General features: G+C 61.7%; 16 protein-coding genes and 2 pseudogenes. 8 read left to right on the top strand and 10 right to left on the bottom strand.

Features of this window, described 5'->3' with window-relative positions; translation table 11 throughout:
* The first annotated feature begins 6 nt into the window (after positions 1 to 6).
* From DV733_RS11170 to DV733_RS11140, 7 genes and pseudogenes are all read left to right on the top strand, one after another.
* The gene (locus tag DV733_RS11170; protein WP_079979502.1) at positions 7 to 1,083 is read left to right on the top strand and encodes a DUF4330 family protein; all 1,077 of its coding nucleotides are present in this window, start codon (positions 7 to 9) and stop codon (positions 1,081 to 1,083) included.
* A gap of 122 nt (positions 1,084 to 1,205) precedes the next feature.
* Positions 1,206 to 1,721, top strand: a complete 516-nt coding sequence (locus DV733_RS11165; protein WP_136342336.1) for an RNA-binding protein — start codon at positions 1,206 to 1,208, stop codon at positions 1,719 to 1,721.
* 156 nt (positions 1,722 to 1,877) lie between these two features.
* A pseudogene (locus DV733_RS11160) lies at positions 1,878 to 2,357 on the top strand (UTP--glucose-1-phosphate uridylyltransferase); the annotation flags it as partial.
* Between the two features lie 127 nt (positions 2,358 to 2,484).
* Positions 2,485 to 3,777 carry a glycosyltransferase family 87 protein gene (locus DV733_RS11155; protein WP_079979503.1) on the top strand — a complete coding sequence of 431 codons (1,293 nt, stop codon included), beginning with the start codon at positions 2,485 to 2,487 and terminating at the stop codon, positions 3,775 to 3,777.
* A 111-nt stretch (positions 3,778 to 3,888) separates the two neighbouring features.
* Positions 3,889 to 6,546, top strand: coding sequence for a PAS domain S-box protein (locus DV733_RS17730; RefSeq protein ID WP_049994623.1), 2,658 nt, complete (start codon positions 3,889 to 3,891; stop codon positions 6,544 to 6,546).
* A 124-nt stretch (positions 6,547 to 6,670) separates the two neighbouring features.
* On the top strand, positions 6,671 to 7,534 hold the full coding sequence (galU, locus tag DV733_RS11145; RefSeq protein WP_049994624.1) for a UTP--glucose-1-phosphate uridylyltransferase GalU: 864 nt from the start codon (positions 6,671 to 6,673) through the stop codon (positions 7,532 to 7,534).
* Positions 7,531 to 8,463 (top strand): UDP-glucuronic acid decarboxylase family protein, encoded by a 933-nt coding sequence (locus DV733_RS11140; protein WP_049994625.1) that lies wholly within the window; start codon positions 7,531 to 7,533, stop codon positions 8,461 to 8,463. Before galU ends, DV733_RS11140 begins: the two co-directional genes overlap by 4 nt.
* Positions 8,464 to 8,622: 159 nt before the next feature.
* On the opposite strand, the gene DV733_RS17725 is transcribed toward DV733_RS11140, so the two are convergent.
* From DV733_RS17725 to DV733_RS17550, 3 genes are all read right to left on the bottom strand, one after another.
* Complete coding sequence (locus tag DV733_RS17725; RefSeq protein WP_257217566.1) at positions 8,623 to 8,898, bottom strand: hypothetical protein; 276 nt, start codon at positions 8,896 to 8,898, stop codon at positions 8,623 to 8,625.
* Between the two features lie 260 nt (positions 8,899 to 9,158).
* Positions 9,159 to 9,521 carry a hypothetical protein gene (locus tag DV733_RS17720; protein ID WP_257217565.1) on the bottom strand — a complete coding sequence of 121 codons (363 nt, stop codon included), beginning with the start codon at positions 9,519 to 9,521 and terminating at the stop codon, positions 9,159 to 9,161.
* Between the two features lie 47 nt (positions 9,522 to 9,568).
* Complete coding sequence (locus DV733_RS17550) at positions 9,569 to 10,762, bottom strand: eCIS core domain-containing protein (RefSeq protein ID WP_237560510.1); 1,194 nt, start codon at positions 10,760 to 10,762, stop codon at positions 9,569 to 9,571.
* A 256-nt stretch (positions 10,763 to 11,018) separates the two neighbouring features.
* Here DV733_RS17550 and DV733_RS11125 point away from each other — a divergent pair, with 256 nt between their 5' ends.
* Positions 11,019 to 13,538 (top strand): AAA family ATPase, encoded by a 2,520-nt coding sequence (locus DV733_RS11125; protein WP_049994627.1) that lies wholly within the window; start codon positions 11,019 to 11,021, stop codon positions 13,536 to 13,538.
* Positions 13,539 to 13,658: 120 nt separating this feature from the next.
* Here DV733_RS11125 and DV733_RS11120 read toward each other — a convergent pair whose 3' ends face one another.
* The 7 genes and pseudogenes from DV733_RS11120 to DV733_RS11090 all read right to left on the bottom strand — a co-directional run bounded on the left by DV733_RS11120 (position 13,659) and on the right by DV733_RS11090 (position 23,669).
* Complete coding sequence (locus DV733_RS11120; protein WP_049994628.1) at positions 13,659 to 14,468, bottom strand: SWIM zinc finger family protein; 810 nt, start codon at positions 14,466 to 14,468, stop codon at positions 13,659 to 13,661.
* A gap of 9 nt (positions 14,469 to 14,477) precedes the next feature.
* A complete protein-coding gene (locus tag DV733_RS11115; RefSeq protein ID WP_049994629.1) occupies positions 14,478 to 15,293 on the bottom strand; it encodes a DUF6036 family nucleotidyltransferase in 816 nt (271 codons plus the stop codon).
* Positions 15,290 to 16,216 carry an ArsR family transcriptional regulator gene (locus tag DV733_RS11110; RefSeq protein WP_049994630.1) on the bottom strand — a complete coding sequence of 309 codons (927 nt, stop codon included), beginning with the start codon at positions 16,214 to 16,216 and terminating at the stop codon, positions 15,290 to 15,292. The genes DV733_RS11115 and DV733_RS11110 overlap by 4 nt, the downstream gene beginning before the upstream one ends.
* 73 nt (positions 16,217 to 16,289) lie before the next feature.
* Entirely contained in the window at positions 16,290 to 16,691 is a 402-nt protein-coding gene (locus DV733_RS11105; RefSeq protein WP_049994631.1) for an HVO_A0114 family putative DNA-binding protein, read from the bottom strand.
* Positions 16,684 to 17,095 (bottom strand): annotated as a pseudogene (locus DV733_RS17875) (toxin-antitoxin system TumE family protein). Before DV733_RS17875 ends, DV733_RS11105 begins: the two are co-directional and overlap by 8 nt.
* 155 nt (positions 17,096 to 17,250) lie before the next feature.
* The gene (locus DV733_RS11095) at positions 17,251 to 18,912 is read right to left on the bottom strand and encodes an outer membrane protein assembly factor BamB family protein (RefSeq protein ID WP_049994632.1); all 1,662 of its coding nucleotides are present in this window, start codon (positions 18,910 to 18,912) and stop codon (positions 17,251 to 17,253) included.
* Complete coding sequence (locus DV733_RS11090) at positions 18,912 to 23,669, bottom strand: glucodextranase DOMON-like domain-containing protein (RefSeq protein ID WP_049994633.1); 4,758 nt, start codon at positions 23,667 to 23,669, stop codon at positions 18,912 to 18,914. The genes DV733_RS11095 and DV733_RS11090 overlap by 1 nt, the downstream gene beginning before the upstream one ends.
* Positions 23,670 to 23,871 lie beyond the last annotated feature (202 nt).

The following is a 23,871-nucleotide window of genomic DNA, read 5'->3' as shown; positions in this document are numbered from 1 at the left end:
CAACAGATGCCACTCGTTGATGACGACGGTCGGCTATTCGGCGTGGTGAATCTCATCGACGCCATCGTCCTCGTCTTCGTCGTTTCTGCGGTCGTAGCTGGCGTTTTTCTCGTAGTTCTGGATGGTGAGAGGACTACTGACCCTGACGCCCCCTCGCATATGACAGTGATTTTCGAACCGCAGTTAGAGGGTCTTGAGCCAGAAGTCGCGCCTGGTGACAGGATCAGTATTGCGGATGGTCCCGGGGGCATGAACGTCACAGACGTATTCAGGACACCAGGGCGGAACGGAACCGTCGTTACAGTCGCGAAAGTGGCCATCGGGGCAGGAGCGGAGAAGCCCAAGGCGGGACCTCGCCACCGATTCGAAACTGAATCGTACGCGATCAACGGAACAGTTCGGCAGTTCTCGAATCAATCGACGCTTCGCGTAGACCAGACTGACGTTCGATTTTCGGCGACAGTTTCCGAGTCACGCCTCGACAGGATACAGCGAGATGGCACCCTTCGAATCGGTACTGAAGCCGTTGGACAGGTCGAATCGGCCTCGGCATATCCGATCGAAAACGCCTCTATGTATCGAATTGGGCTGGGAGTATCACTTCCAACGGTTCGGATAGATGGATATCCGATGTACGGCGGTCAGCCTGTTCGTCCCGGCGTACAGCACCCGCTGTATCTGGAGAACGGGACAGTCGCCGGCGTCGTTGATTCTGTCGGTCGTCTGGAACCTGTTGGCGAGTCGACGCCCACGACTGTCGTCGTGTCTCTGGAAGGGGTCAGTGCGACTCGTTCGGACGCACTCACTGTGGGCCTAAACGAATCTCACCTGGGTACACCTGCGACGATAACCGATCTGTCGTCGAGTCCGGCGAGCACGGTCCTGACGACTGACAGTGGTGAATTCGTTACCGCGTCTCATCCGACACAGCGTGATATCTCTCTCGTGCTTGCTGTCGAAGGCCGACGTCTCGGCGACCATCTCTACTTTCATGGTGCACCACTGCGTATCGGCAGGGTCGTTACGCTAGATTTCGGCCACATCCGTGTCAGAGGGACTGTCGTGGACTTCGACGGGGACTGAAAATGTTCAAATCGACTGTAGTACAAAATTCTACCGTATATATACTGTACGCGCAACTTCTGACCACGGTCCGCATAGCAGCAGCGAATTCAGACACAGTGCAGGGAGGGAGAGGTCTGCAAATGGCGCTCGAAGCTGCTGATGAGAACAGCACCCTGACGGCGAACGAGAAAGTAGTAGCAGGGTGGGTTCGCGCTTCGTTGACGTTCCGGGTTCTGACAGCTGGACCAGTGGCCTCTGCCAGTAAATCCCCGAGAGGGTCCTGGACTGTCAGGATTCTGCTCGCAGTCTTCGACCACACGTCCGACCAGCTGGAGCGAACATTCGGTGGCGTTCGAAGAATAGTAAGTGCTGACATCATCGATTTTTATCGAGGGTCACACGTTCGTGTCGTTGGCACTGTCGTCGCACTCGTGGCACTTCTGAATCTCACCACTCTGTTCGTCGGTGGTGAGACGCTATCTGGACGAATTGGTATCTGGTCGTGTGTCCTCGGAATAGCGATCCTCATAGTGTGGCTGAACGTGACTGTCGACGATCTTCGGGAGGGGTACGTCGGACGGATGCTCCTCGTTGCTGTCACTCCCCCGGGGGAGACTTCCGAGCGCGGCGAACCACCAACAGAAGACGACGAATAGCTTCGCCTGCGGACGATCAAATATTTCTCTCCTCTCCGGCGTTTGCAGAACGGTCCCGGCAGTGTCCCGAGTCCGGGGAAGGTCATCGTTTACCGCTGGGTTCGAAACCCGCCCCCTCAAGATATAAACCCGCGTTCACAGAACAGACGCACATTCATGGACGTCTCGAAAGCGGTCATCCCCGCCGCGGGGTTCGGAACCCGATTTCCCCCCGTGACCAAAGCCCAGCCCAAGGAGATGATGCCCGTGCTGGACAAGCCGACGATCCAGTACGTCGTCGAGGAGGCCGTGGCCGCCGGCATCGACGACATCCTCTTCATCACGGGCCGGGGCAAGCAGGCGATCGAACAGCACTTCGACAAGTCCTACGAACTCGAAGAGGAGCTCAAATCCGCCGGCAAACAAGACCGCCTCGAACGCGTCCGTGGGATCTCAGAACTCGCAGACATCCACTACATCCGCCAGCAAGAGCGCAACGGGCTCGGTGACGCCGTGCTGTACGCCCGCAAACACGTCGGCGACCAGCCGTTCGCACTGTTGCTCGGTGACACCATCGTCCAGAATCACCGCCCGTGCACGGAACGGCTCATCACGTACGCCGAGGAGTACGAGACCTCCGTGCTCTCGCTGGAGCGAGTGCCCTGGGAGACCGTCCCCTCCTACGGCGTCGCCGACGTCGACGATCCGGAGACCGTCTCGGGGTGTTTCCCGCTCAGAAACACGCGCTCACCCATTATCCGCCGCCCACGAGTACAGCCTCTCGATGTCGCCCCGCCCCGGATCTCCCCTCCCCCTCCGACAGCGATTGCACGCACCCAACACCCTCCGCATAGTATTGCTGGCCGGTATCATCGGTGGCCTGCTGGTACCGATGTACTTCTTCGGGATGGCCGAGACGACGTACTTCGCGTGGGACTTCCGCGCCTACTACACGGCCGCAGAGGCCGCCCTCCACGGCCAACCGTTCGTCGGCATCCAGACCGACATTCCAGGTGTCTCGTACGTCTACCCGCCGATATCTGTCGTGCTATTCCTGCCCCAGGCCGCCGCTGGTGGCTGGAAGGTCGCCTTCGCCCTGCAGACGCTGTGCAACGTCGGTATGGCGCTCGCACTCGCGGCACTCACGATACACACGATCGAAGCCAGACGAGCGAGACTGTCCAGCGTCGATCGCCTGCTCATCGGCGGGTTCTGTCTCGGTACCGCGCCCGCGATGGCCGTCTTCGGACAGGGCCAGGTCGATATGCTGATCGCACTCGCCCTGGCGGGTGCGTTCGTCGCACTCGAACGCGATAGAGAGGACATTGCAGGCGTCGCTCTCGCCGGCGCGAGTCTCGTGAAGGTCTTTCCCGTCGTCCTAGGTCTCTGGCTCGTCTGGCGGCGCGCCTGGCGCGCCGTCCTCGCCGCCACCCTCACTGGACTCGCCGGGCTCGCCCTCGGCTGGGTCTGGTTCGGCCTCGATGCCTACTGGCGCTATCTCGACGTTCTCGCCACTCGCAGTCGCGTTGCGGAGTTCGCTGGCACTGTCTCGCCGGATTTCTTCGCGATGTCGCTGCATCGGCCGCTCTCCCAACTCCTCCCCCAGATCGACCCGCACCTGTACCTGCCGCTGTCCGTGCTCGTCGTGACACCGTCGCTGGCGCTCGTCGCACGCCGTGAGCACGGCCTCACTGGTCGACTCACGACGTATCTCGTCGCCACTATCGCCATGTTGCTGGTCTCGCCAGCGTCGAACGCACTGTACGTCGTCTACGCCTACTTCCCGATTCTCACCCTCCTGTATCTCGACGCGGCGAGTCGCGCGCAGTCGCTGCTGTTGGCGGGGATCGTCACGATCGCGTTTCCGGTCCAGCCCGCACAGATCGCGACGGGGCTGACGGTAGCTGGCGTGCCTGACCCAATTCGGTCGCATCTGTTGTTCGTCGTGAGAGAGTTGCTGACTGTCGCCTCGCTGCCGCTTCTCGGACTCGTCACGATACTCGTCTGGGCAACGCTTCGCGCGATCACGTCGCAGCCAGCGACGACTGTCGAACGGCGACCCGCTCACGCCGACTAGCCAGTCGCACGTGTGTTCACGAGACGCTTCGGTGTACGTATCGGTAGACAAATCTCGAATCCGATACTGGTGCCCCAACCGTTATTCGTCTGATAAACTAACTTGACGGTAATGGTCGACGGGCCTTCAGAGACGATCCGAGTTCTCCACGTCGACGACGATCCGAGTGTGACGGAGTTGGCATCCGAGTTTCTCCAGCGTGAAGACGATCGGATTACAGTCGAGACCGCAGCAGATGCAAAAGAGGGACTGGACCGACTCCAGAGCGAGAGCGTCGACTGTATCGTCTCTGATTACGAGATGCCCGGGCAGAACGGTATCGAGTTTCTGCAAACAGTCCGGGAGACTGAGCCAGATCTACCGTTCATTCTCTTCACGGGGAGAGGGTCCGAGGAAGTTGCAAGCGACGCGATCTCCGCTGGTGTGACCGATTACCTCCAGAAAGAGAAGGGGACGGATCAGTATACGGTGCTGGCCAATCGGATCGTCAACGCGGTCGGACACGACCGATCTCAACAGTTAGTCGAACAGAGCCAGCGCCGGTATCAGGCGATATTCGACGATCCGAACATCCTCGTCGGACTGCTCGATACAGATGGGTCTGTCCTCGACGTCAACGAAACAGCGATGGAGTACGTCAGCAAGGCTCGCGAGAACCTGACTGGAACGCGGTTCTGGGAGACGCCGTGGTTCGCCCACTCGGATCTCAGCGAATCAGACGTCCAGGAGTGGATCGGCCGGGCAGCGAACGGCGAGTACGTCAACTTCGAGGCCGACCTGCAAACACCAGCAGGTGACCCCTATACTGTCGAAGGTGTGTTTAGGCCAGTCAGAGACGAGGAGGGTACAGTCGTGTCGATCATCGTCTCTGCCAGGGAGATTACCGAGCGTAAAGCACGTGAACGAGAACTCGAAGAGTACGAAGCGTATCTCGAAGGGTCGAGCGACATCATCACTGTTCTCGACGAAACTGGCCGGATCAAGTATCAAAGCCCCTCAGCAACACGGATCTTGGGCTACGAACAGGACGAACTGATCGGTGAGAACGGGTTCGACCTCGTCCATCCTGACGACGTCGAGACGTTGTACGAGACGTTTACTGCCCTCGTGGAAGACCCCTCGGGCGTCGTTACCTCCGAAGCCCGATTTCGCTCGGCCGATGGAGAGTGGCGCTGGCTCGAAGTCCGCGGTCGAAACGAACTCGAGCATCCCGTGATATCGGGGATCATCACGAACAACCGAGACATCACCGAACGCAAGGCGTACGAAGACGAACTCGAGCAGACCAACGCGCTCCTCTCGACGCTGTTCGGGACACTCCCTGTGGGCGTCCTCGCCGAAGACAGTTCGCGAAACGTACTGGCGACCAACGAACGACTGCTCGAACTCTTCGGATTTTCCGGGACGCCGGAGTCACTGGCTGGAGCTGACTGTGACGAGTTGGCTGCGGAGGCTAGCGATCTGTTCGTCGATGCAGACGCCTTTACCGATCGCATCGAGACGCTCATCGAAGAGCGCGATCCCGTCCGAGACGAACGACTCGAACTGCGTGACGGCCGGACGTTCGAGCGGCGTTACGAACCGATCGAACTCCCGGGTGGGGAAGGACACCTGTGGGTGTACAGTGACATCACCGAACAGGAAACCCGCGAGCAGAAACTCGAAGCGCTCAACGAGACGACGCGAGAGTTGATGGCTGCAGAGACACATCAAGAAGTCGCCGACATCAGCGCTGAAGCCGCGCGAGATATCCTGGGTATGGACGCGAACGCGCTCTATCTCTACGACGAGCAGCGGTCAGCGCTCGCCCCGAAAGCGATCGCCGACGCTGGCCGCGCGATCATCGGTGAGCCCCCGACGTTCGAAACAGACGAGAGCATCGCCTGGCGAGTCTTCGAATCTGGCGATCCAGTCGCACTCGACGATGTCCACGAGGACTCAGACATCTACAACTCGGAGTCGCCGATCGAGAGTGAACTCTATCTGCCGGTCGGTGATGGCGGGATCCTGATCGCCGGATCGGACGAACACAAAGCGTTCGATCAACACGACATCGTCCTGGGCCGAATCCTGGCCAGCAACACCGCGACGGCACTCGACCAAGTAGACCAGACCGAGCGGCTGCGCGAACGCGAGCGCGAGTTGTCGCGTCAGAACGAACGCCTCGAGGAGTTCGCGAGCGTCGTCTCCCACGACCTCCAGAGCCCACTGCAGGTCGCAGACGGCCGGCTCGATCTCCTCAGAGACGACTGCGAGAGCGAGCACATCGAGCCCATCGAAACGGCGCTCGAACGGATGGAGACCTTGATCGAGGACCTGCTGACGCTCGCGCGTGAGGGGAATCGTGTTCAGGAATTAGAAGCGGTCCAGCTGGCATCTCTCTTCGAAGACTGCTGGCAGAACGTGGACACGGACACTGCGACGCTCGATGTCCAGACCGAACGCACGATCGAAGCCGATCCGAGCCGTCTCAAGCAACTGTTCGAGAACCTCGTCCGGAATGCGATCGAACACGGCGGCCCCGAGGTAACCGTGACCGTCGGCGATACAGACACCGGCTTTTTCCTCGCGGACGACGGCCCCGGTATCCCTGCCGAGAAGCGTGCGGCAGTCTTCGAGGCCGGATATTCGACGACTGTAGACGGGACCGGCTTCGGCTTGGCGATCGTCAAGGAGATCGTCGATGCGCACGGCTGGTCGATTCAGCTCACAGAGAGTGCCGCAGGCGGGCTTCGAGTCGAAATCGACCTCGGCAGTGACCGGACCTGAGCAGGAGTGTCCCTGCGACTGTCCGCACCGCTGTCTCTGGAACGGCCAAAAGCGCGGAGTTCACTCGGAGGTGACGGAAAGCCCTCAAGATATAAACCCGCGCTCGCAGAACAGACGCACATTCATGGACGTCTCGAAAGCGGTCATCCCCGCCGCGGGGTTCGGAACCCGGTTTCTCCCCGTGACCAAAGCCCAGCCCAAGGAGATGATGCCCGTGCTGGACAAGCCGACGATCCAGTACGTCGTCGAGGAGGCCGTGGCCGCCGGCATCGACGACATCCTCTTCATCACGGGCCGGGGCAAGCAGGCGATCGAACAGCACTTCGACAAGTCCTACGAACTCGAAGAGGAGCTCAAATCCGCCGGCAAACAAGACCGCCTCGAACGCGTCCGTGGGATCTCGGAACTCGCAGACATCCACTACATCCGCCAGCAAGAGCGCAACGGGCTCGGTGACGCCGTGCTGTACGCCCGCAAACACGTCGGCGATCAACCGTTCGCACTGTTGCTCGGTGACACCATCGTCCAGAATCACCGCCCGTGCACGGAACGACTCATCACGTACGCCGAGGAGTACGAGACCTCCGTGCTCTCGCTGGAGCGAGTGCCCTGGGAGACCGTCCCCTCCTACGGCGTCGCCGACGTCGACGATCCGGAGACCGTCTCGGGGTGTTTCCCCGTGAACGACTTCGTCGAGAAGCCCGCGCGTGAGCAGGCCCCGTCGAACCTCGCGATCACGGGTCGATACGTCCTCACGCCCGAGATCTTCGACGTGCTCGAAGAGACGAGCGAAGGTGTCGGTGGCGAACTCCAGCTCACGGACGCGATCCGCAAGCTTGAGAGCGTCCGCGGGGTCGAACTCGAAGGGGATCGCTACGACATCGGGAACATCCCGAGCTGGCTCAAGGCGAACCTGGAGATGGCACTCAAACACGACGACGGCGAGATGCACGACGCCGTCGAAGAACTCATCGCGGAGTATCGATGAGTCGCGTCCTCGTCACCGGGGCGGCGGGATTCCTCGGCTCGCACCTCTGTGAGCGCCTCCTCGACGACGGCCACGAAGTGATCGGGATGGACAACCGAGTGTCGGGCCGGACCGAGAACCTCGAGGAGATCTACTACGAGGACGGCTTCACCTTCCACGACCACGACGTCACCGAGTTCGTCCACGTCAACGGAGAGTTAGACTGGGTTCTCCACCTGGCGAGTCTCGCCTCCCCAGTGTTCTACCGCGAGTACCCGATCAAGACGCTGAAGGTGGGCGCGCTGGGGACGCACAAGACGCTCGGACTCGCCAAAGAGAAAGACGCGAAGTACCTCTTCACCTCCACGAGCGAAGTCTACGGCGATCCAGAAGTCAATCCCCAGCCCGAGGACTACCGCGGGAACGTCGATCCGTTCGGCCCGCGCTCGTGTTACGACGAGTCCAAACGCTACGGCGAGGCGATGTTGCGAGCGTACAAAGAAGAACACGGCCTGAACATCCGGATCGCGCGGATCTTCAACACCTACGGGTCGCGGATGCGCCTCGATGACGGGCGCGTCATCCCGAACTTTATCCAGCAAGCGCTGACGAGCAAGGACCTGACTGTCTACGGCGACGGCAGCCAGACCCGGAGTTTCTGCTACGTCTCGGATATGATCGACGGCCTGGTCGCGCTCATGGACAGCGACGTCCAGGAGCCCGTGAACATCGGCAACCCCGACGAGCGATCGATTCGCGAACTGGCCGAGGTCATCATCGAGTTGTGCGACAGCGACAGCGGGATCACCCACGAGGAACTCCCGCCCCAGGATCCGGACGTCCGCCGCCCGGACATCACGAAAGCGAAGCGAGAACTCGGTTGGGAGCCCGAAATCGACCTTCGTGAGGGGCTCGAACGGACGATCGAGTACTTCGAGCCGCGGGTCTGATCGCACTGGTCCTCAGAGAGTCCTCGCGAGGATCCTCGCCCTCGCTCGGTTTCGTGTCGGCGTCAGAGCGCCGATGCGGTTCGATCGTTTGCCACTTCTTCGAGTGTGGAAGGTCACGTGTGGCCGACTCACGAAGTCGTTTGAATACTGCTCATCAGACTACCCGAGCAGTGCGTTTTGCTCTTCGTCACTCCTGTGGAACCGCGGATACAGATCGTAGTGATCGTACCGCCGAGCGTAGATGAACTTCCCGTAGCCGACCGTCTGGAAGGGTTCGGGCGGGAACAGCCCCATTCCCGCGAAGCAGTCCCGGACCTGACACCGGAGATGGTGGTCCAGGTATGCGCGGAACTCCTCGAGTGACCCAGGGTCGGCTGGCATGAGTTCGATCCGGGCGTCAGCTTCGCGGTCGAGCGGATCCTCGGCTTCTTGCACCTCGTGTTCACCCGCGGCGTTGGGATAGCCGACGTGGATACCCGAGACGGCGGCAACGTTCAGTGGAACGTCACCGTCAGTGATGTCGAGTAAGTGCTCGCCGACGCTCTCCCAGTCTGCGAGGTCGTTTTCGGACGCCTCGGTGACTGCCCGCGTCCCCTTCTCGAAACCCAGTCCGTGCGCTTCGGTCAGTGCCGCAACCTGGTCGGCGATAGAGTCGTCTTCGAGATCGATCCCGAGGTAGGTGTCGAGTTCGTAGATTACCGCGTCCTCGGCCCGTGCGCCGGGGGGATATCGACGAGTCGCTCGACGTTGTCGTCGTGGTGGCTCCGGAGTTGCTGGTGCAGCGGTCCGAAGTACTGTCTGAACTCCACGTCCGAGAGATCGGCGATGGCTTCTCGGACGGCGTTGACGTACCCCGGGTTTTCGGTGTGCTCGACCGTGTCGTAGCCCCGCTGCTCGTAGACGTAGTAGCGAGCGTAGCGGCGAGCTTGATTGACGTGTTCGTTTTCGTCTTCGGTTCGTTTCGCAGGGTCGTCTGAGTAGCCGTCTTGAAGATGGCCGTTTATTTCCCCATCATATAGCACACCGATTTTGTGTTTGACACTCTCGTTATCGTGCACCGTAACTCCGAATCCCCTTTCAGTTTCTTTCTCGATCTCAGCTTTCATTAGTAATCGACCTCCATCGTCTGGGATCCAGTCTGCTCCCCTTCTTTCAGCTCTTTGTACATCTGGGTAATCTCGGTGTACATCTGGTCGAGCTGTTTCGCCTGGCTACCCGGAACACGGTCAGCACCGTATTCTATACCCTTTTTCGTGAGATCGCCGATCATGGCTCCAGCCGTCGCGCCGACCGCAGTGCCAACACCGGGGAGGAGTGAGCCAGCGGCCCCACCGATAACTGCCCCTGCTCCCGCAGAGGCTATCGACCCGGTAACTCCCTTCAGCGCGGTCGTCCCCCAACCACCAGCACCCGGCGTCGTCGGCGCACCGGGTCGGGCTTCCGAGAGCGTCTCGAGTACCTGTTCCTGATTTTGCTTGATCTGCTGGACTTCTTTGGCCAGCACTTCGGGATCAGCCGGAATGCTCTTGTCCCGTTCGTCGTTGGAACCGCCGACTTGACCCCGCACTTCTCGCAGTTTCTCGACGCCAGGCATGCGCTGAACATGCACCTCGGTCTTGCGCATCCGCTGAATGCCCAACTCTCCGCCCTCCATCACGCGCTGGGCGGTTTCCTCGGCTTCACGCTCTAACGCAGGATCTGGATCGATCTCCAGCCCTACGTCCTCCTGTGGCAGCATCGACACCGCGCCGCCAGTCTGCTGGCGAACGTGCGCCAATTCATGAGCCAGGACGTGCTGACCCTCTGCACTCTCTGGATCGTACTCTCCGGAATTGAACGCGACGTGATTCCCGACAGTGAACGCCCGCGCGTTGATGTCCTCACACGCGCTTGCCGCTCGCGGCCCAGTGTGAACGCGCACGTCACCGAGCGAGTCCCCCATTCGATCTTCCATTGCACGCTGAATCGACGCATCCAACGACTGCCCCGAGGAACTGATCACGTCCCGCACTGAGTCAGGAACGCCAGTCTCGCCTGCGGGACCCATCCGCTGGACAGTCTCGTCGCTACGAATCTCTGAGTGTCTGTTCCGCCGTTCGATGTCGTAGGGGATCTCGTCAGACCGCTCGGCCTGGCGCTGGCGAAACGCCTCCATATCCGGCGGGATGCCCATCGTCTCGACTTTCATGCCCTCGTCGATCCACTGTTTGACCTGGTGGGTGCCGTCGCGCTGTTCGAGGCGCTGCAAGCGTGCTCGCGTCTCGCCATCTGGTACTTTCACACCCAGGCGTTCGCCCATCGCTTCGCGCGAGCGGTCGGGCTTCCGCCTCGACGATCGTTGTCGTCGCTCGTTCGTCGTTCGATCCCCCCGCGAGGACCCCCGTCCTCGTTTGGATTCTGTGTCGGCCGTAGATCGCCGACGTGACCCAGACCCCATGTGTCTCACTTCCGCTTTCTCCAGCACCCGATATAAATGTTCTCCAAGGAGTAGATTTAAATTCGAACAGTGGGGAAACAAGGCCATCCGACGGATCCTCACTGGGGTGGGGGAAACCATGACGTACGAAAATACGCAAGCGCATCTCGACGCAGAACTCGACCGTATCGACGCGATCCTCGACGCCTACGAGCGCCGCGAAGATCCCGGGACGGCGGAACTCGACACGGACGACCGACCACCGATGTCGACGACGAGTTTCAGCACCGATCCCGATCGGATTCCGCTCGCGCTGCCCGAGGACGACCGCGAGGAGATCCGGGCGCTGGCCACCGATATCGACGAGGAGTGTCGCGACACCGACGAGGCGACGCTCCGGTTGGGCCGACTCGCCGAGGGATTCGGCCTCTCGCGGCGAGAACTCGACGTCTTCCTGCTGGCGCTCGCGCCACAACTGGACGCTGACACGGGCTATCGCTACGAACGACTCGACAGTGCGGGTGGGGCGCGACGGCTCACTGTCGGGCACGTCCGAGCGCTGTTCGGTATCACCAGCGACGAGACGACCGCCGCAGCCACGCTCGTCGGCGATCACTCACCGCTCCACCAACACGAACTGCTCACGACCGAGCCCGGCCCCGAACGCTACCCGGACGATCGCACTGCTCGGATCGGCGTCGAAAAACGGGTCCTTTCCTACCTCGAAGGGGACGCCGGCCTCGATCCCGAGCTATCCGACATCGCCGGGCTCGAGACGCCCGAGACAGTGATGGACGACCTCCGAATCGAGCCCGAACTACGCCAGCATCTCGACACCATCGCAGACAGGGAAGAACCAGCCATCCACTACTTCTACGGCCCAGTGGGTAGCGAGCGTCTCCGCGCTGTCAAGGCATTGGCCGAGAATCAACTACTCCGGGCGGACCTGGGCGCAGTCCTCGACCGCGATCTGCTCGACCGCCTCCACCGCGAAGCCGTCTTGCAGGACTGCCCACTCGTCCTGACCAACGCCGACGCCGCTCTCGACGCCGACAGCGAGTCACTCGGCTCGATCGTCGCCAAACTCGCCGATCTCGATCACGATCTCTATCTCCTCGGAACCGGGCAGTGGACGCCCACGAGCGACGTCCAGAAGCGCGAATACGAACTGCTCGAATTCTCGAAGCCTGATTTCGACCTCCGGCGCGAACTCTGGAAAGAACACGCCGACACCTTCGCCACCGACGTCGATATCGATGTCCTGGCGAGTACGTTCGAACTCACGCAGGGCGGGATCGACGACGCTATTCAGACTGCGCGGGCTATCAGCGACGACGGACTGCTCGACCGCCACGCGCTGGTCGAAGGCTGCAAAGCCCAGTCTGCCAGCGGGCTCGAAGACCTCGCCGAGCGGATCGAACCCAGCGCCGCCTGGGAAGAGATTGTCCTCCCAGACAAGACCGAACGGCAACTCCGCGAGGTCGCCGCCCACGTCAAACACCGCGGGACAGTCTACGAGTCGTGGGGCTTCGAAGAGCGCTTTTCACGCGGGACGGGCGTCGTGTCGATGTTCGCCGGCCCGTCAGGGACGGGGAAGACCCTCGCCGCAGAGATCATCGCCACCGACGCCGGGATGGACATCTACCAGATCAACCTCTCGTCGGTCGTCTCGAAGTACATCGGCGAGACCGAGGAGAAGCTCGAAGAGATCTTCGCCGCGGCACGGGACTCGAACGCGATTCTCCTCTTCGACGAAGCGGACGCGGTCTTCGGCGAGCGCGCGGAGGTCTCAGACGCCACTGACAGATACGCCAACGCGGAGGTGAACTATCTCCTCCAGCGACTCGAATCGTACGACGGTGTCGTATTGATGACGACCAACTACGAGTCAAACATCGATACGGCATTCAAACGCCGGATTCACCAGACGGTGTCGTTCAAGCGCCCCGACGAGGAAGCGAGAGCAGCTATCTGGAAAGTCACCTTCCCCGAGCAAACACCCACGGAGAATCTGGACTACCAGTTCCTCGCGAGTCTCGAATTGACAGGCGGGAACATCCGCAACGCGGCCCAAACTGCCGCTATCCTGGCGGCCGAGGACGGCGGTGCGGTTCAGATGGACCACGTCCTCAGCGCGATCAAGCGGGAGTACGACAAACTCGGGAAGCTACTCGACCCGACCGACTTCGAGGAGTACCAAGCCCTGCTCGATGGGGACGACTCAGAGAGCAAACAGCCGGAAGGTGGGCAGAACAGCCCAGCGGACGAACTGACAAACGGGACTGGGAAGACAGCAGCCGAAACTGACGACACAGAGACGCAGACAGGTGAGGAACCGGCGACGCCCGAAGATGTCGTCCGCGAGTTCGTCACGTTACTCAGCGAGGGCAATGGCGAGGCCGCCCACGACCTCTATCATCCGAGAGCGCTCGCCGATGAGATCCCAATCAAACAGCAGCAGATCCGCGAACACAAGCAGTTCGAGATCGCTAGCGATATCGAGCGCGTTCGGGAATTGAACGGCCGGCGGGTCGTCCAGTTCGACCGGATTCTCTGGGAGGATCACGAAACCGTCGTCTACGAACTTCGTAAGGACGAGGGACAGTGGCGCATCTTCGACTTCGGTCTGAAGCGCGAACGGAACCTACACATCGGGTGAACAGTTGCGAGGGCATGGCGACTGGTGCCGTATCTGCGATTCATAGTGATTGCTGGAAGTCCGTTAGGCCGACCTACGAATACGTGCGGTCGTGGCAGTAGATCGTGACAGCAATCCCTATCAGTCTTCGACGGTGTCTTTCAGCTTGGCCAGTGCTCGCTCGAACTCTTCGCGATGGACTGGCGCCCCCGACTCGATTCGCTCGACCAGAAACGCTTCGTACTCGCCGTACTCGGACGGAGAGACGTCCGCCGCGGCGACGCACTCAATAAAAGCGTCCAGGCTGTTCCGGAAGGCCGTCGCGTAATGGTCATAGGCCCCATCGACGAGGTCGATATTGTCGTCGATGCCAGCGACCAGCCCACGGTAGACCGCTGCAGCCTGTCGATAGTTTCCTTGCGCCCGATACCGCTCGCCGAGGTCGGTGAGCCGACTGAAATCGATCGCCTCGAAGACCACAGGGTACTCCTCAGCGTGTTTCTCGAACAATTTGACGACGTCCTCACGGTACGCTTCGTAGGACTTCCCAGACGTGGCACCGAATTCCGCGAGAAACCGATCCAGCATCGCGTCGTCGCGAGCGAGTTCCTCGCGAACGAACGCCTGAAGCGCACTCGGCTCGATAGCCGCGAAAATCTCGTCGATGCGGTCGCCTTCATCTTCTGGCAGCCCGTCGATCAGCGACAGCAGCACGGCGACGACGTGCTTGCACTCGCCCGGGCCATCGTAGGGACAGGTACACCATGGATCGAAGTCCGGCTCGGAAAGTGAGAGCGTCACGTCGTACAGTTTCGATCCTTCGACTGTAGCAGTGACGACGTCGTCAACGCGCCGTCGCTCGCGGATGCGACCCTCGGCGTAGTAGTTCTGCCCGCGTTCGAAGACCGCCTCGGTGCAGAGCTCTCGAATGTCGCTTCGGTTTACTGGCATTTCTGCTGCTCAGTTCCTCTGTTGCTCAGGCAGGATTATCATATCGCCGTCTCGAGTGACGCGGTCGAACTCTTCGAGGTACGCGATGCGTTCGTTGACCGTCGAAACCTCGAGGTCGAGTTCGGCCGCCACTTCCTCGATTGATTTGGGCTCGTCGAGTATCTGGAGAACCTCCAATCCGTGATAGTACCGCCGCGTGAGCTCTCGAACTCTGTCCTCGATGGGCGTAGTCACACCGTATCGCTCTTGCAGTTCGAGCAACGCCTCGTTCGCAAACGTCGTGAACTGGTCGTCACCGAGCCGTTCGATCTGCCGCTCCAGTTCGGTCTCGACGAAATTATAGTCGAGGCCGGCCTCAACGAGGACACTCATATCCTCGATATCGTCGTCACGGCCTGCAACTAGCTTGAAGAGGAAAATATCCACGTTCCTGACCAAGCGAACGGTCAGGGGCCCGGTCGTGAGAAACGGCTCACTGCGATCGACCATCCCCTCGGTCAACACCAGTTTGTTCGCAACCTGCTGATTGAAGATGTCGATGCGACATCCATCGTCGTTTTCCACACAACTCGTGGCACCGAGGGCTCGGTAATCTGCGTCCAGCGATTGGATCTCTGTATACCCCAGATCCGTCAGCACAGCCCACAGCCGGGCATAGGCGTCGCCGTCGGCGACGACAAGATCAATATCTTTGGTTGCACCTTTCAGATCCCGGAGTGCCATTGCACCGCCACCGATCAGATAGACAGTAAGGGGCTCCGCGAGCGCAGCAGCGATCTGCTGGAACTCATCCTCGACGTACTCGCGTCCAAAGGTTGGTCTCATTGTGGCACTGTCACCCCGTAGTCGGCCGCCAGTTCTTCGAATGCTGACCACTCGGGTAGTCGGTTATCCCCAACGTCGCCGCTGTTCTGAAGATACCGTAGCAGTGCGTCGATTTCAGTCTCAAGTCCGTACTTCGACGCCGTCTCTCTGAGCGCATCTGCATCGACCTCAATGTGACTGAGCAGTAACAGACAGTACGACTGATGGCGGGTACCGTCGTCGATCAACAGCGTGTGACAGCAGAGATCAGGAGGCTCAATGGCGTCAATCTGCTCGGAATAGAAGTAGTAGCGTTTTCCGGTCAACAGAAACTGGAGGCCGAACGTAGCGAACCGGGCAAGTCCAGTCTCGTGAAATGCTTCAGCGTCGATTTCTGTCTCGGTCTGTGCGAGAAATTCGTCGTAGCCTTCCCAGAGAATCGTCCCGCGTGATGTGACTCCGTCCAGTCGCTGGCGATGGAGGTGGTGTGCGAGTTCACGCGCGAACTCGTGCAGGCGGTGGAAGTCCTTATTGAACTGATATCGTCCGTCGTCCGCACCGACGAGTCCGCGGTCACGGAACCGTTTCAGGACACGATTGACGGTGTTGCGGTAGTTGTCGCTCGCGTCAGCGATCTCGGTGACTGTGCGTGGCTGGTCCAGATAGTAGAGGACTTCGAGACTCTTGCCGGTCAGCAGATCCGGAAAGTCGATGTGCGAGTACTCCTGAACGAGATTCTGATATACTTCGACTGTACGAGCGTCGGACGGACTCACTCGCTTTCGACGGCCATCCCGTTTCGTGTAGCAGAGCCCCTTCTCGGTGAGGTTCGAGACCGCACGAGAGACGTAGCTTTCGCTGTAGCCGAGTTCGCCTGCGATATCGGAAATCGTGTTACCACGTTTGGTAGTGGCGAGCACCTCAAGCTCGATTCGACTGAGCATGTTGTAACACTATACGAAACTTATTTATATATTGATTTCGGGTAGAGTTACAATATTGGGATGGGACTCACTGTCAGGGCGCCGCAGCAGCCCCGTCTCCGGAGTCGTGAGCAAGCGGTGTGACGACGAGATCGTCGTAGGGGAAGACGGGCTTTTTCGCCCGCCCGACGGATTCGAAGCGGATGACCCCGAGCGCTTCGAGCGTCGTCAGTTCCTCGTGGACGTTCTTCTTGTCTCGGCCGACCAGCCGCGCCGTCTCGCGGATGCTCTCGGGTGCTTCGTCTCTGATCACACGCAGGAGCGTGTACGTGCGTTCGTTGAAGACGTCGGTCAGTTGGCTCTCGTTCGGGAACCTGACAGTCGCGGGTTGGTCCAGGCTCTCGCCGTCTTTGAGCGCCTGAATCGCTTCGAGGCCGTATTCGTACGGGCTGGGCTCGTCATCAACCGTGACGACGAGCACGTTTGGTTCAGTCATGGGTATCACCGTTGTCATTGGATGGACCGAACCGTGGCTTCGGAATCTCGTCCCAGAACCGTTCGTATAGTTCCTCGATGCCAGGGAACTCGATGTACTCCGGTTCTGGGTCGGGAGCGACGTGTAGTTCGTGACCTTTCGTGTCCTCGTGGGCGTTATCGTCTCGAAACGGCAGGGCCGTTTCGAAGAGTCGTCGAAAATCTTCGATTTTCGAGATAGCCCCGAATCGTGCCGTCATCGAGCGTCTCGGGACCCGCGGTCAGCGCTCCGTAGTGGAACGTGTACTTCCATCCCGACGGGTACGCGTCGTTATCCGTCCGCCGAACGGACACACGAACGACTGTTCCGTCCTCGTACACCGTCGCGTCGTCGTACCCATCGAGGTCGTCGGCCGTCGGTTCCATCCGTCACTTCGTTGGTTCCGTGGCCAACGGGAAAGATGTGTTGGTTTCTCAAACAACGAAACTATGACTCCGGTCGGGAGAGGACAAGTCATCGACCCACGACTGAAGTCGTGGGCGTCCTCCTCGATTCTGTGTGAGCGTCGTTTCGAGCCTGATCAGACGTTGTCGAGGGCGAACGCCGTGCCGCTGTCGTCGCCGACGTAGAGGACGCCGTCGACGACCGTCGGTGAGGAGCGGACGCGCCCACCGACCGCCGTTTCCTGGACGAGATCGCCCGTGCTCGCGTCCAGCAGATAGAGCGAGCCGTCGTCGGCCCCGACCGCGACCCGACTGCCCGTGACTGCCGGGTCCGAGCCGACCGTGCTGCCGGTCTCGTAGTGCCAGCGTTCCGCGCCGCTATTGCCGGTGTCGAGCGCCCAGACCGTCCCCGAGGCGTCGCCGACGTACAGCGTGCCACTGTCGACAGTGGGGCTCGAACCTACCGTCCCGCCGTACGATTGCTGCCACAGGACCGAGCCGCCGGCCGGATCGAAGGCATAGACGGCGTCGGCGGCGAGGTAGACCGTCCCGCCGCTCACGACGGGCGAGGAGTGGCCCAGTTCCGCCCCAGTGTCGTGTTCCCACAGGAACGATCCGTTGGTGTCGAGCGCGACGAGGCGGCCGTCGTCGGTCGTCACGAACACCCGTCCCGAGTCGACGGCAATCGCCGAGTAGATCGGTGCACCGGCGTCATAACTCCACAGTTCGGCGCCGTTCGACGTGTCGTCGAGTGCGAGCACTCGGCCGTCGTTCGTGCCGACGTAGACGACGTCGCTCGCCACGACGGGCGAGGAAACAATCGCGCTGTCGGTGTCGTACTGCCAGGCCTGCGTACCGTCGGTCGCCCAGGCGTACAGGGTCCCGCCGCCGCTGCCGACGTAGACGCGCCCGCCGTCGATGGTGGGCGAGGAATCGGCGAGTGCGCCGGCGCGTTCGACTGTCCAGGCCGCCCCGTCGACGGTTCCGTCGGCCTTATCCAGAGCGTGGAAGGTCGCGTCCAGCCCGCCGACGAAGACGCGCTGGGAGCCGACTGCGAGAGTGGAAAACTGTACTCGACCACTGAGGTCGGTCGACCACTTCTCGGTGAGGAGATCCGCGACGTCGACCGTTCGCGTGTCCGTCCCAGTGTTGCCCGCGCTGTCGGTCACGGTGAGCGTGGCGGTGTAGCTACCGGTCGAACCGTAGTTGTGGGTGACCGTCTCTCCGGTGTCGGTCGTGCCGTCGCCGAAGTCCCACTCGTAGTCGAGGATGTAGCCGTTGTCCGTCGAGGCCGAGGCGTCGAAGGTGACCACTGTGCCAGAGGCGACAGTGGTGTCCGGCCCGGCTTCAGCCATGGGCCCAGTCGTGTCTTCGGTCGTGATGGTCTCCGAGTCCGTGTCGGTGATCGTGTAGGCGTCGCCGGCCGAATCGGACACCTCAGAGTCGGTCCCGCTCGTCAGGACGATGTCCGTCGAGCCGGGCGCGACGGCCTCGACGGTGACGGTGACGATCGTCGGCGCGCTCCCCGTGACGGCGTCGCCGAGGTACGCCGCCGAGACGGTCGCACTGTTGTGATCGGCCGCGATCGAGACCGACTGCTGGTCCGGCGCGCCGCCACTGGAATCGGTCGCCAGCGAGACGTCCGTGATGTCGGCGACGCGCTCGGTGTCGAGCGCGACCGTCAGATCGTAGGCCGAGACGTCGTTCGTCGCCGCGTCGACCACGAGGTCGACGGTCGTCGTGCCGTCGAGTTCCACCGTCGTCGAGTCCGCCGCCAGCGAGAGCGTCGTACTCGCCATCAGTTGGTCACCTCCTGGAACAGCGAGATCACGTCACCGATGTCGATCCGCCCGTTGTCGTTGAAGTCGAACCCGGCGACGTTGTCTGTGACCACGTCGCTTGCTCGGTTGTTGAACAGGGTCATGGCGTCGTCGGCGTCCGTGTCGCCGTCGCCGTCGACGTCTTCGTATTTGCCGTCGCTATCGGGGTCCAGTGCGGGCGAGCCACTGACGGACGGCGCTCCGCCGATCGCGAAGAACGGGACGCTCGCTTTCGTCGAGTCCGTGTACGACAACGCGCTCGCCTGGTCGATGCCGACGGGATCGACCATGTCGATCGCGTTGGGATCCATCTCGTCGTCGCGGCCGCCACCGGGCGTGAAACTGCCGTTCGAGGCTTCGACCTGACGGATGCGACCGGTCTGGCCGCCCGCTTGTCCGAAGACGAACACGGTCGCCTCCATCCGCTCCAGCGGTACACCGAGGGCGTGCTTGGGAACGCCCACGCTGATCGTGTCGGTCGACGCGTCGGCACCCACCGCAAGCACTCCCGAGAGGGAACTCCCGCTCGCGTCCTCCATGGCGCTGTAGCCGGCGAATCCTTCCGCGTGGATTCGGTAGTGGTAGTTCTGCGTGAACGTCAGATTCGTCCCGTTCCGGCCGGTCGTCGAGCCGCCCGAGGCCTGGGGATCACGGAGGTAGATCCCGACGGTCTGCAGTTCGAAGCCGTTGGCCGCTATCGATCCGTCCTCGTAGCCGCTGGCGTTGAGATTCTCCAGCTTGACGTCGACGTAGTAGCGGCTGTCGGTCTCGCGGAAGGTAACGGATGTGATGTCGAAGACCCCGTCCTCGTAGATCGAGGCCGTCGGATAGGTGTAGCTTCCCGGGCCGTCGTCGTCTCCGGCCGAGTCGCTGAACGTCGCGATCGTCCGCCCCGAGCCGAACGAGACGAACGGGATCGTCCCCGCGGAGACGACACTACTGACCGACGCACCCTCGGGAGTGATCGCGTCGATGATCCGAGTGTCGTCGTTGCTCGTCCCGCCGCCGAAGCTGAATCCCCCAGCGCTCGCGGTGATGTCTCGGAGATTGTCGGTAGTGTTTCCATCGTACGGCGCGATCACCGGTGCGATCTCCATGTCGGTGAGGTCGCCGTCGAAGACCGACCGCGGGACCGAAATGGCGATCGTGTCGCCGTCGACACTCGCGTCGACGTCGTGACTGACGGTCGTGAACCCGCCACTGCCATCGGGGACTTCGAGTCGACGGTCGTACTGGCCGTTGACGACCAGCCGGTAATGATAGGGCTGTTCGGTCGACGCGCCCAGCCCGCCCCAGCCACTGGTCGTCGACGGCCCCGACGAGTCGGGGTCGCGGATGTAGATCTGGAAGAACTGGTGGGAGAATCCCAGCGGGAGGTCGAACGGGTTTCGCACGTACGGAACGTCGAAGGTCGTCTCGAAGCGGTACCGCGAGTGGTTTGCTTTCACGACGAAGTCCGTGACGTCGAGAGCCCCCTCCTGGAAGTCTGGGCTGGTGGGGTAGGTGTAGACGCTGGTGTCGTCGCCGGTCGTATCGGACCACGACTGCAGCGTCGCGTACCCCTCCTCGACCGACATGAACGGGATCGACGCTTTCGAATCGTTCGTGTACGACAGGGCGTTCGACGCGGTGACGCTGGGCGGCGTCGCCACGTCGATCACGTGGGGTGCGTTGCCCGAGCCGTCGCCGCCGCCGAAAGCCTTCCAGCCCGGTTCTTGCTGGACTGGAACGACGTTGCCGGCCCGATCCGGATCGAACCCGAGCACAAGCGGTGCGATCTCCAGGCTGGTCAGCGAGGGGCTGATCGCACTCTCGTCGATCTCGACGTGAACGGTGCTGCCCGAGACAGATACCGTTCCGGTCGCCAGCTGACTGCCGGCGGCGTCCTCGACCCGAGCTCCGTTTTTGCCGTCGACCACGAGCCGGTAGTGATACGCCGAATCGAACGTGACGTTCGTCCCGGTGCGACCGTCGGTCGAGCCGCCCGATCCCTGGGGGTCGCGGAGATAGACCTGGAAGTGCTGGACTGAGAAGCCCTCGCTGTAGTTCCAGGGGTTGGTGAGCTGTCCGCCGATATCGAACTCGAAGCGATAGGTCTGGCCCGAATCCTCGACGCGGAAGCCAGTCAGGTCGAAGGCGTCGTCGGCGAAGTCGGGGCTGGCCGGGTAGTTGTAGCTCCCGGGGCCGTCGTCGTCACCGCTCGGGAGTTCGAGGTCGACCGCGTAGTTCGGCGGCGCGTCCAGCACCGCAATGGTGTCGAAGCCGACCCGATCGAAGTTCGCCGGCGTGTCCTGACTGTCACCGACCTCGACGTCTGTGCCGGTCAGCAGGTCCCGCGTCGAGACGCTCGAATGGACGTCGACGTACCCCGTTCCGTCACTCGCGTTGACTAGGACGAGGCGAGCCTGCTCGCCCTTGCGACGCCGGAACGAGAGAATGTCGCCGACGGGGTTGCGTGTGTCTGCGCCCTCCAGCTTGGCGTCCGGTTTGAGTACCGGATCCTCGTGGTAGTACGCCAGTACGTCTTTGTAGAAGTCGAGGTGGCTCTGTGGGAACTGGTCGCCCCAGTTCATGAACGCCCGCGAGGGATTCCCGGGGCCGACGTCGCCGTCGTTCGAACGTGGGTCCTCCCCGGAGCCGTCGTAGTTGTACCGCTCGATGCCGTACTTGCTCAGTTGGCGCTCCTGGCCGTAGTAGACGAACGGCACGCCCGGGAGTGCGACCCCCGCGGCCCAGACGGCGCGCTGGGCTTTCTCGGGGTTGGCTCTGGCACCCGAATCCAGTGCCAGATCCAGCGTCCGGAACTCGTCGTGATTACCTGTTGAGTTGACGATGAGCGTGTGGTCGGGCCAGCCTTCGCTGCGACGCTTGTCGACGAGCCCGTAGAGGCTCTGCATCCCCTTGTTGCCCTTGACGATCTCGTGGGCACCGGCCCCCATGAAGTCCGACGTGTCGAAGTGCATGTCGAACTCGTTTTCGGCCATGCTGGGGTCGTTCGGGATCGTCTCGTCGAGCAGCATGAACTCGCTGTCGTTTGCCCGGACGACGTTACGGATCTCCTTCCAGATCGAGTGTGGGACGCCGTAGGCGATGTCACACCGGAAGGCGTCGACGCCGACCTCTCCCGAGAGGAAGTCCGCCGCAGCGAGGATGTGTTCGCGCATCGCGACGTTGCTGTAGTTGATGTTCGGCATGACTCGCAGGCCGGCAAAGCCCGTCTCGGCGGGTGCGACCTCGATGACGTAGCCGTCGGAATCGCGCGTGATCGGGGCGTCCATCCGGTCGAACCAGTCGAAGTACTTCGAGTAGCGCCGACCACTTTGGCCGTCGGCCCAGGCGTCGACGTCCCGATAAGCCCAGGTCCGGGGCCCCTTGGTCTCGATCGTGTCCTGGAAGAACTCGTGATGGCGACCGCAGTGGTTGATCACGAGGTCGAAACAGACCTTGATCCCGCGGTCGTTTGCGGCCTGGATGAACTCCTTGTACTCGGCCATGGCGTTCTCGCGGGCGGCCTGCCGGGTCTGGGGGTCGTCGTAGTAGTCCTCGATCGAATACTGCGAGCCCAGGTCCTCGGCGACCTGGAAATACGAGAGGGCGTCGTAGCCGTGGGGTCCGCCCCCGGAGTACTTGAAGTCGAGAATCGGGTCCACATCGGGGTCGGGGTTGTCCTGCATGCGCTTGTACTTCTGGGGCTTCCAGTTGGAGCTCTCTCCGGGAACGACCGGTGTGAACCAGATGACGTCGACCCCGAGGTCATCAAGATAGTCCAGTCGGTCTTTGAACGCCGCGAAGTGGGCGTTGGAGTTCTCGAAGGGCCACTCCCCGTCCGGTGGCGGCCCCTCGAACGACCGGGGGAAGATCTGGTACATGACGCCGTCGTGCATCCACTCGGGCGGTCGGTTGGGGTACTCGACGGTCTCGCTGGCAGGGTCGAGCACGACGGTGTCGGTCATGCCGTGGACGTCGCCGTCGAACGGCGCGGCGTGCAGGCGTGCCGTTTCGCCCCCGAGGTCGCCCTTCGGGATCCGGACCGTCCAGCTGTCGGTCCCGCCCAGCTGCTCGAACGTGAGCGCGTCGCGATCGTCGGCCCGCCAGTAGACTTCGAGATCGGCGACGGCGCGATTGCTCCCCGGCGCGAGCCGCGGGTTCGACTCCAGGACGAACTCGTCGGTGTCGCTGTCGTAGTGGCCGTCGATACTGATTCGCGGCGGGCCACCGGAGCCGCTCGGCGGCGACGGGAACGCGTAGATCCACTGCTCGTGGGTCCCGTCCGGGGCGTCCAGTTCCAGCACGTATTCGCCGGCGACATCCGGGACGAACTCGACGACGTTGTGATCGCCGGAGTCGTACTGCTGCACTGGATTGCTTGCCGCGCCGTCCGGGGGCGCGTACTCCAGTGTCGCGTTACTGCCCGAGGGAGCGGATGTGATCGACCACGAGAAGTCACTCGCCGCGTAGTTCGAGGGGTCTTTGTCCGGCGTGCCCACGATACTCGGGGCCAGGTTGTCCCGGTCTTTCCCCCCGGCGTGGTCGTTGTCGAAGTCGATGAACATCTTGTCCTGGAACCCCTCGTAGACAGACGTGAACCGCGGCGGTCCCGGATGATGCGTGTCGTCACTCGTCGCAAATCGTAGTTGTTGACCCGACGCCACACCCTGATTGCTCGCCGTCGCCCCGGAACCCGTTCCCAAAAGTCCGAGACTCGCGAGTGTACTCACGTACTCTCTGCGTTTCATGTGTGTATGGTAGCCAGCAGCCAGGCTGATTTCCTCGCCCAAGAGAGGGATCAGTTCCCCTCTCGCCCGTTCAGCCCCGACTCCTGCCTTTCCACATATCACAGGAACATGTCGTATAGTATCTTTTGGTATAGATTGGTAGAAGTGGCAGTATAGAGCGCATAGCTCCTAAATTTTACCGTTTTTGGGCCCTGTTTACCAC

It is taken from the genome of Halapricum salinum, from assembly GCF_004799665.1.
Lineage (GTDB): Archaea > Halobacteriota > Halobacteria > Halobacteriales > Haloarculaceae > Halapricum > Halapricum salinum.
Note: the sequence above shows the minus strand (reverse complement) of the source record. Positions and strands in the feature narration are given on the sequence as shown.

Coding starts and splice junctions, on each gene's coding strand:
- DV733_RS11170 (WP_079979502.1), top strand. CDS start 7: ATGCCACTCGTTGATGACGACGGTCGGCTATTCGGCGTGGTGAATCTC.
- DV733_RS11165 (WP_136342336.1), top strand. CDS start 1,206: ATGGCGCTCGAAGCTGCTGATGAGAACAGCACCCTGACGGCGAACGAG.
- DV733_RS11155 (WP_079979503.1), top strand. CDS start 2,485: ATGTCGCCCCGCCCCGGATCTCCCCTCCCCCTCCGACAGCGATTGCAC.
- DV733_RS17730 (WP_049994623.1), top strand. CDS start 3,889: ATGGTCGACGGGCCTTCAGAGACGATCCGAGTTCTCCACGTCGACGAC.
- galU (WP_049994624.1), top strand. CDS start 6,671: ATGGACGTCTCGAAAGCGGTCATCCCCGCCGCGGGGTTCGGAACCCGG.
- DV733_RS11140 (WP_049994625.1), top strand. CDS start 7,531: ATGAGTCGCGTCCTCGTCACCGGGGCGGCGGGATTCCTCGGCTCGCAC.
- DV733_RS17550 (WP_237560510.1), bottom strand. CDS start 10,762: ATGGGCGAACGCCTGGGTGTGAAAGTACCAGATGGCGAGACGCGAGCA.
- DV733_RS11125 (WP_049994627.1), top strand. CDS start 11,019: ATGACGTACGAAAATACGCAAGCGCATCTCGACGCAGAACTCGACCGT.
- DV733_RS11120 (WP_049994628.1), bottom strand. CDS start 14,468: ATGCCAGTAAACCGAAGCGACATTCGAGAGCTCTGCACCGAGGCGGTC.
- DV733_RS11115 (WP_049994629.1), bottom strand. CDS start 15,293: ATGAGACCAACCTTTGGACGCGAGTACGTCGAGGATGAGTTCCAGCAG.
- DV733_RS11110 (WP_049994630.1), bottom strand. CDS start 16,216: ATGCTCAGTCGAATCGAGCTTGAGGTGCTCGCCACTACCAAACGTGGT.
- DV733_RS11105 (WP_049994631.1), bottom strand. CDS start 16,691: ATGACTGAACCAAACGTGCTCGTCGTCACGGTTGATGACGAGCCCAGC.
- DV733_RS11095 (WP_049994632.1), bottom strand. CDS start 18,912: ATGGCGAGTACGACGCTCTCGCTGGCGGCGGACTCGACGACGGTGGAA.
- DV733_RS11090 (WP_049994633.1), bottom strand. CDS start 23,669: ATGAAACGCAGAGAGTACGTGAGTACACTCGCGAGTCTCGGACTTTTG.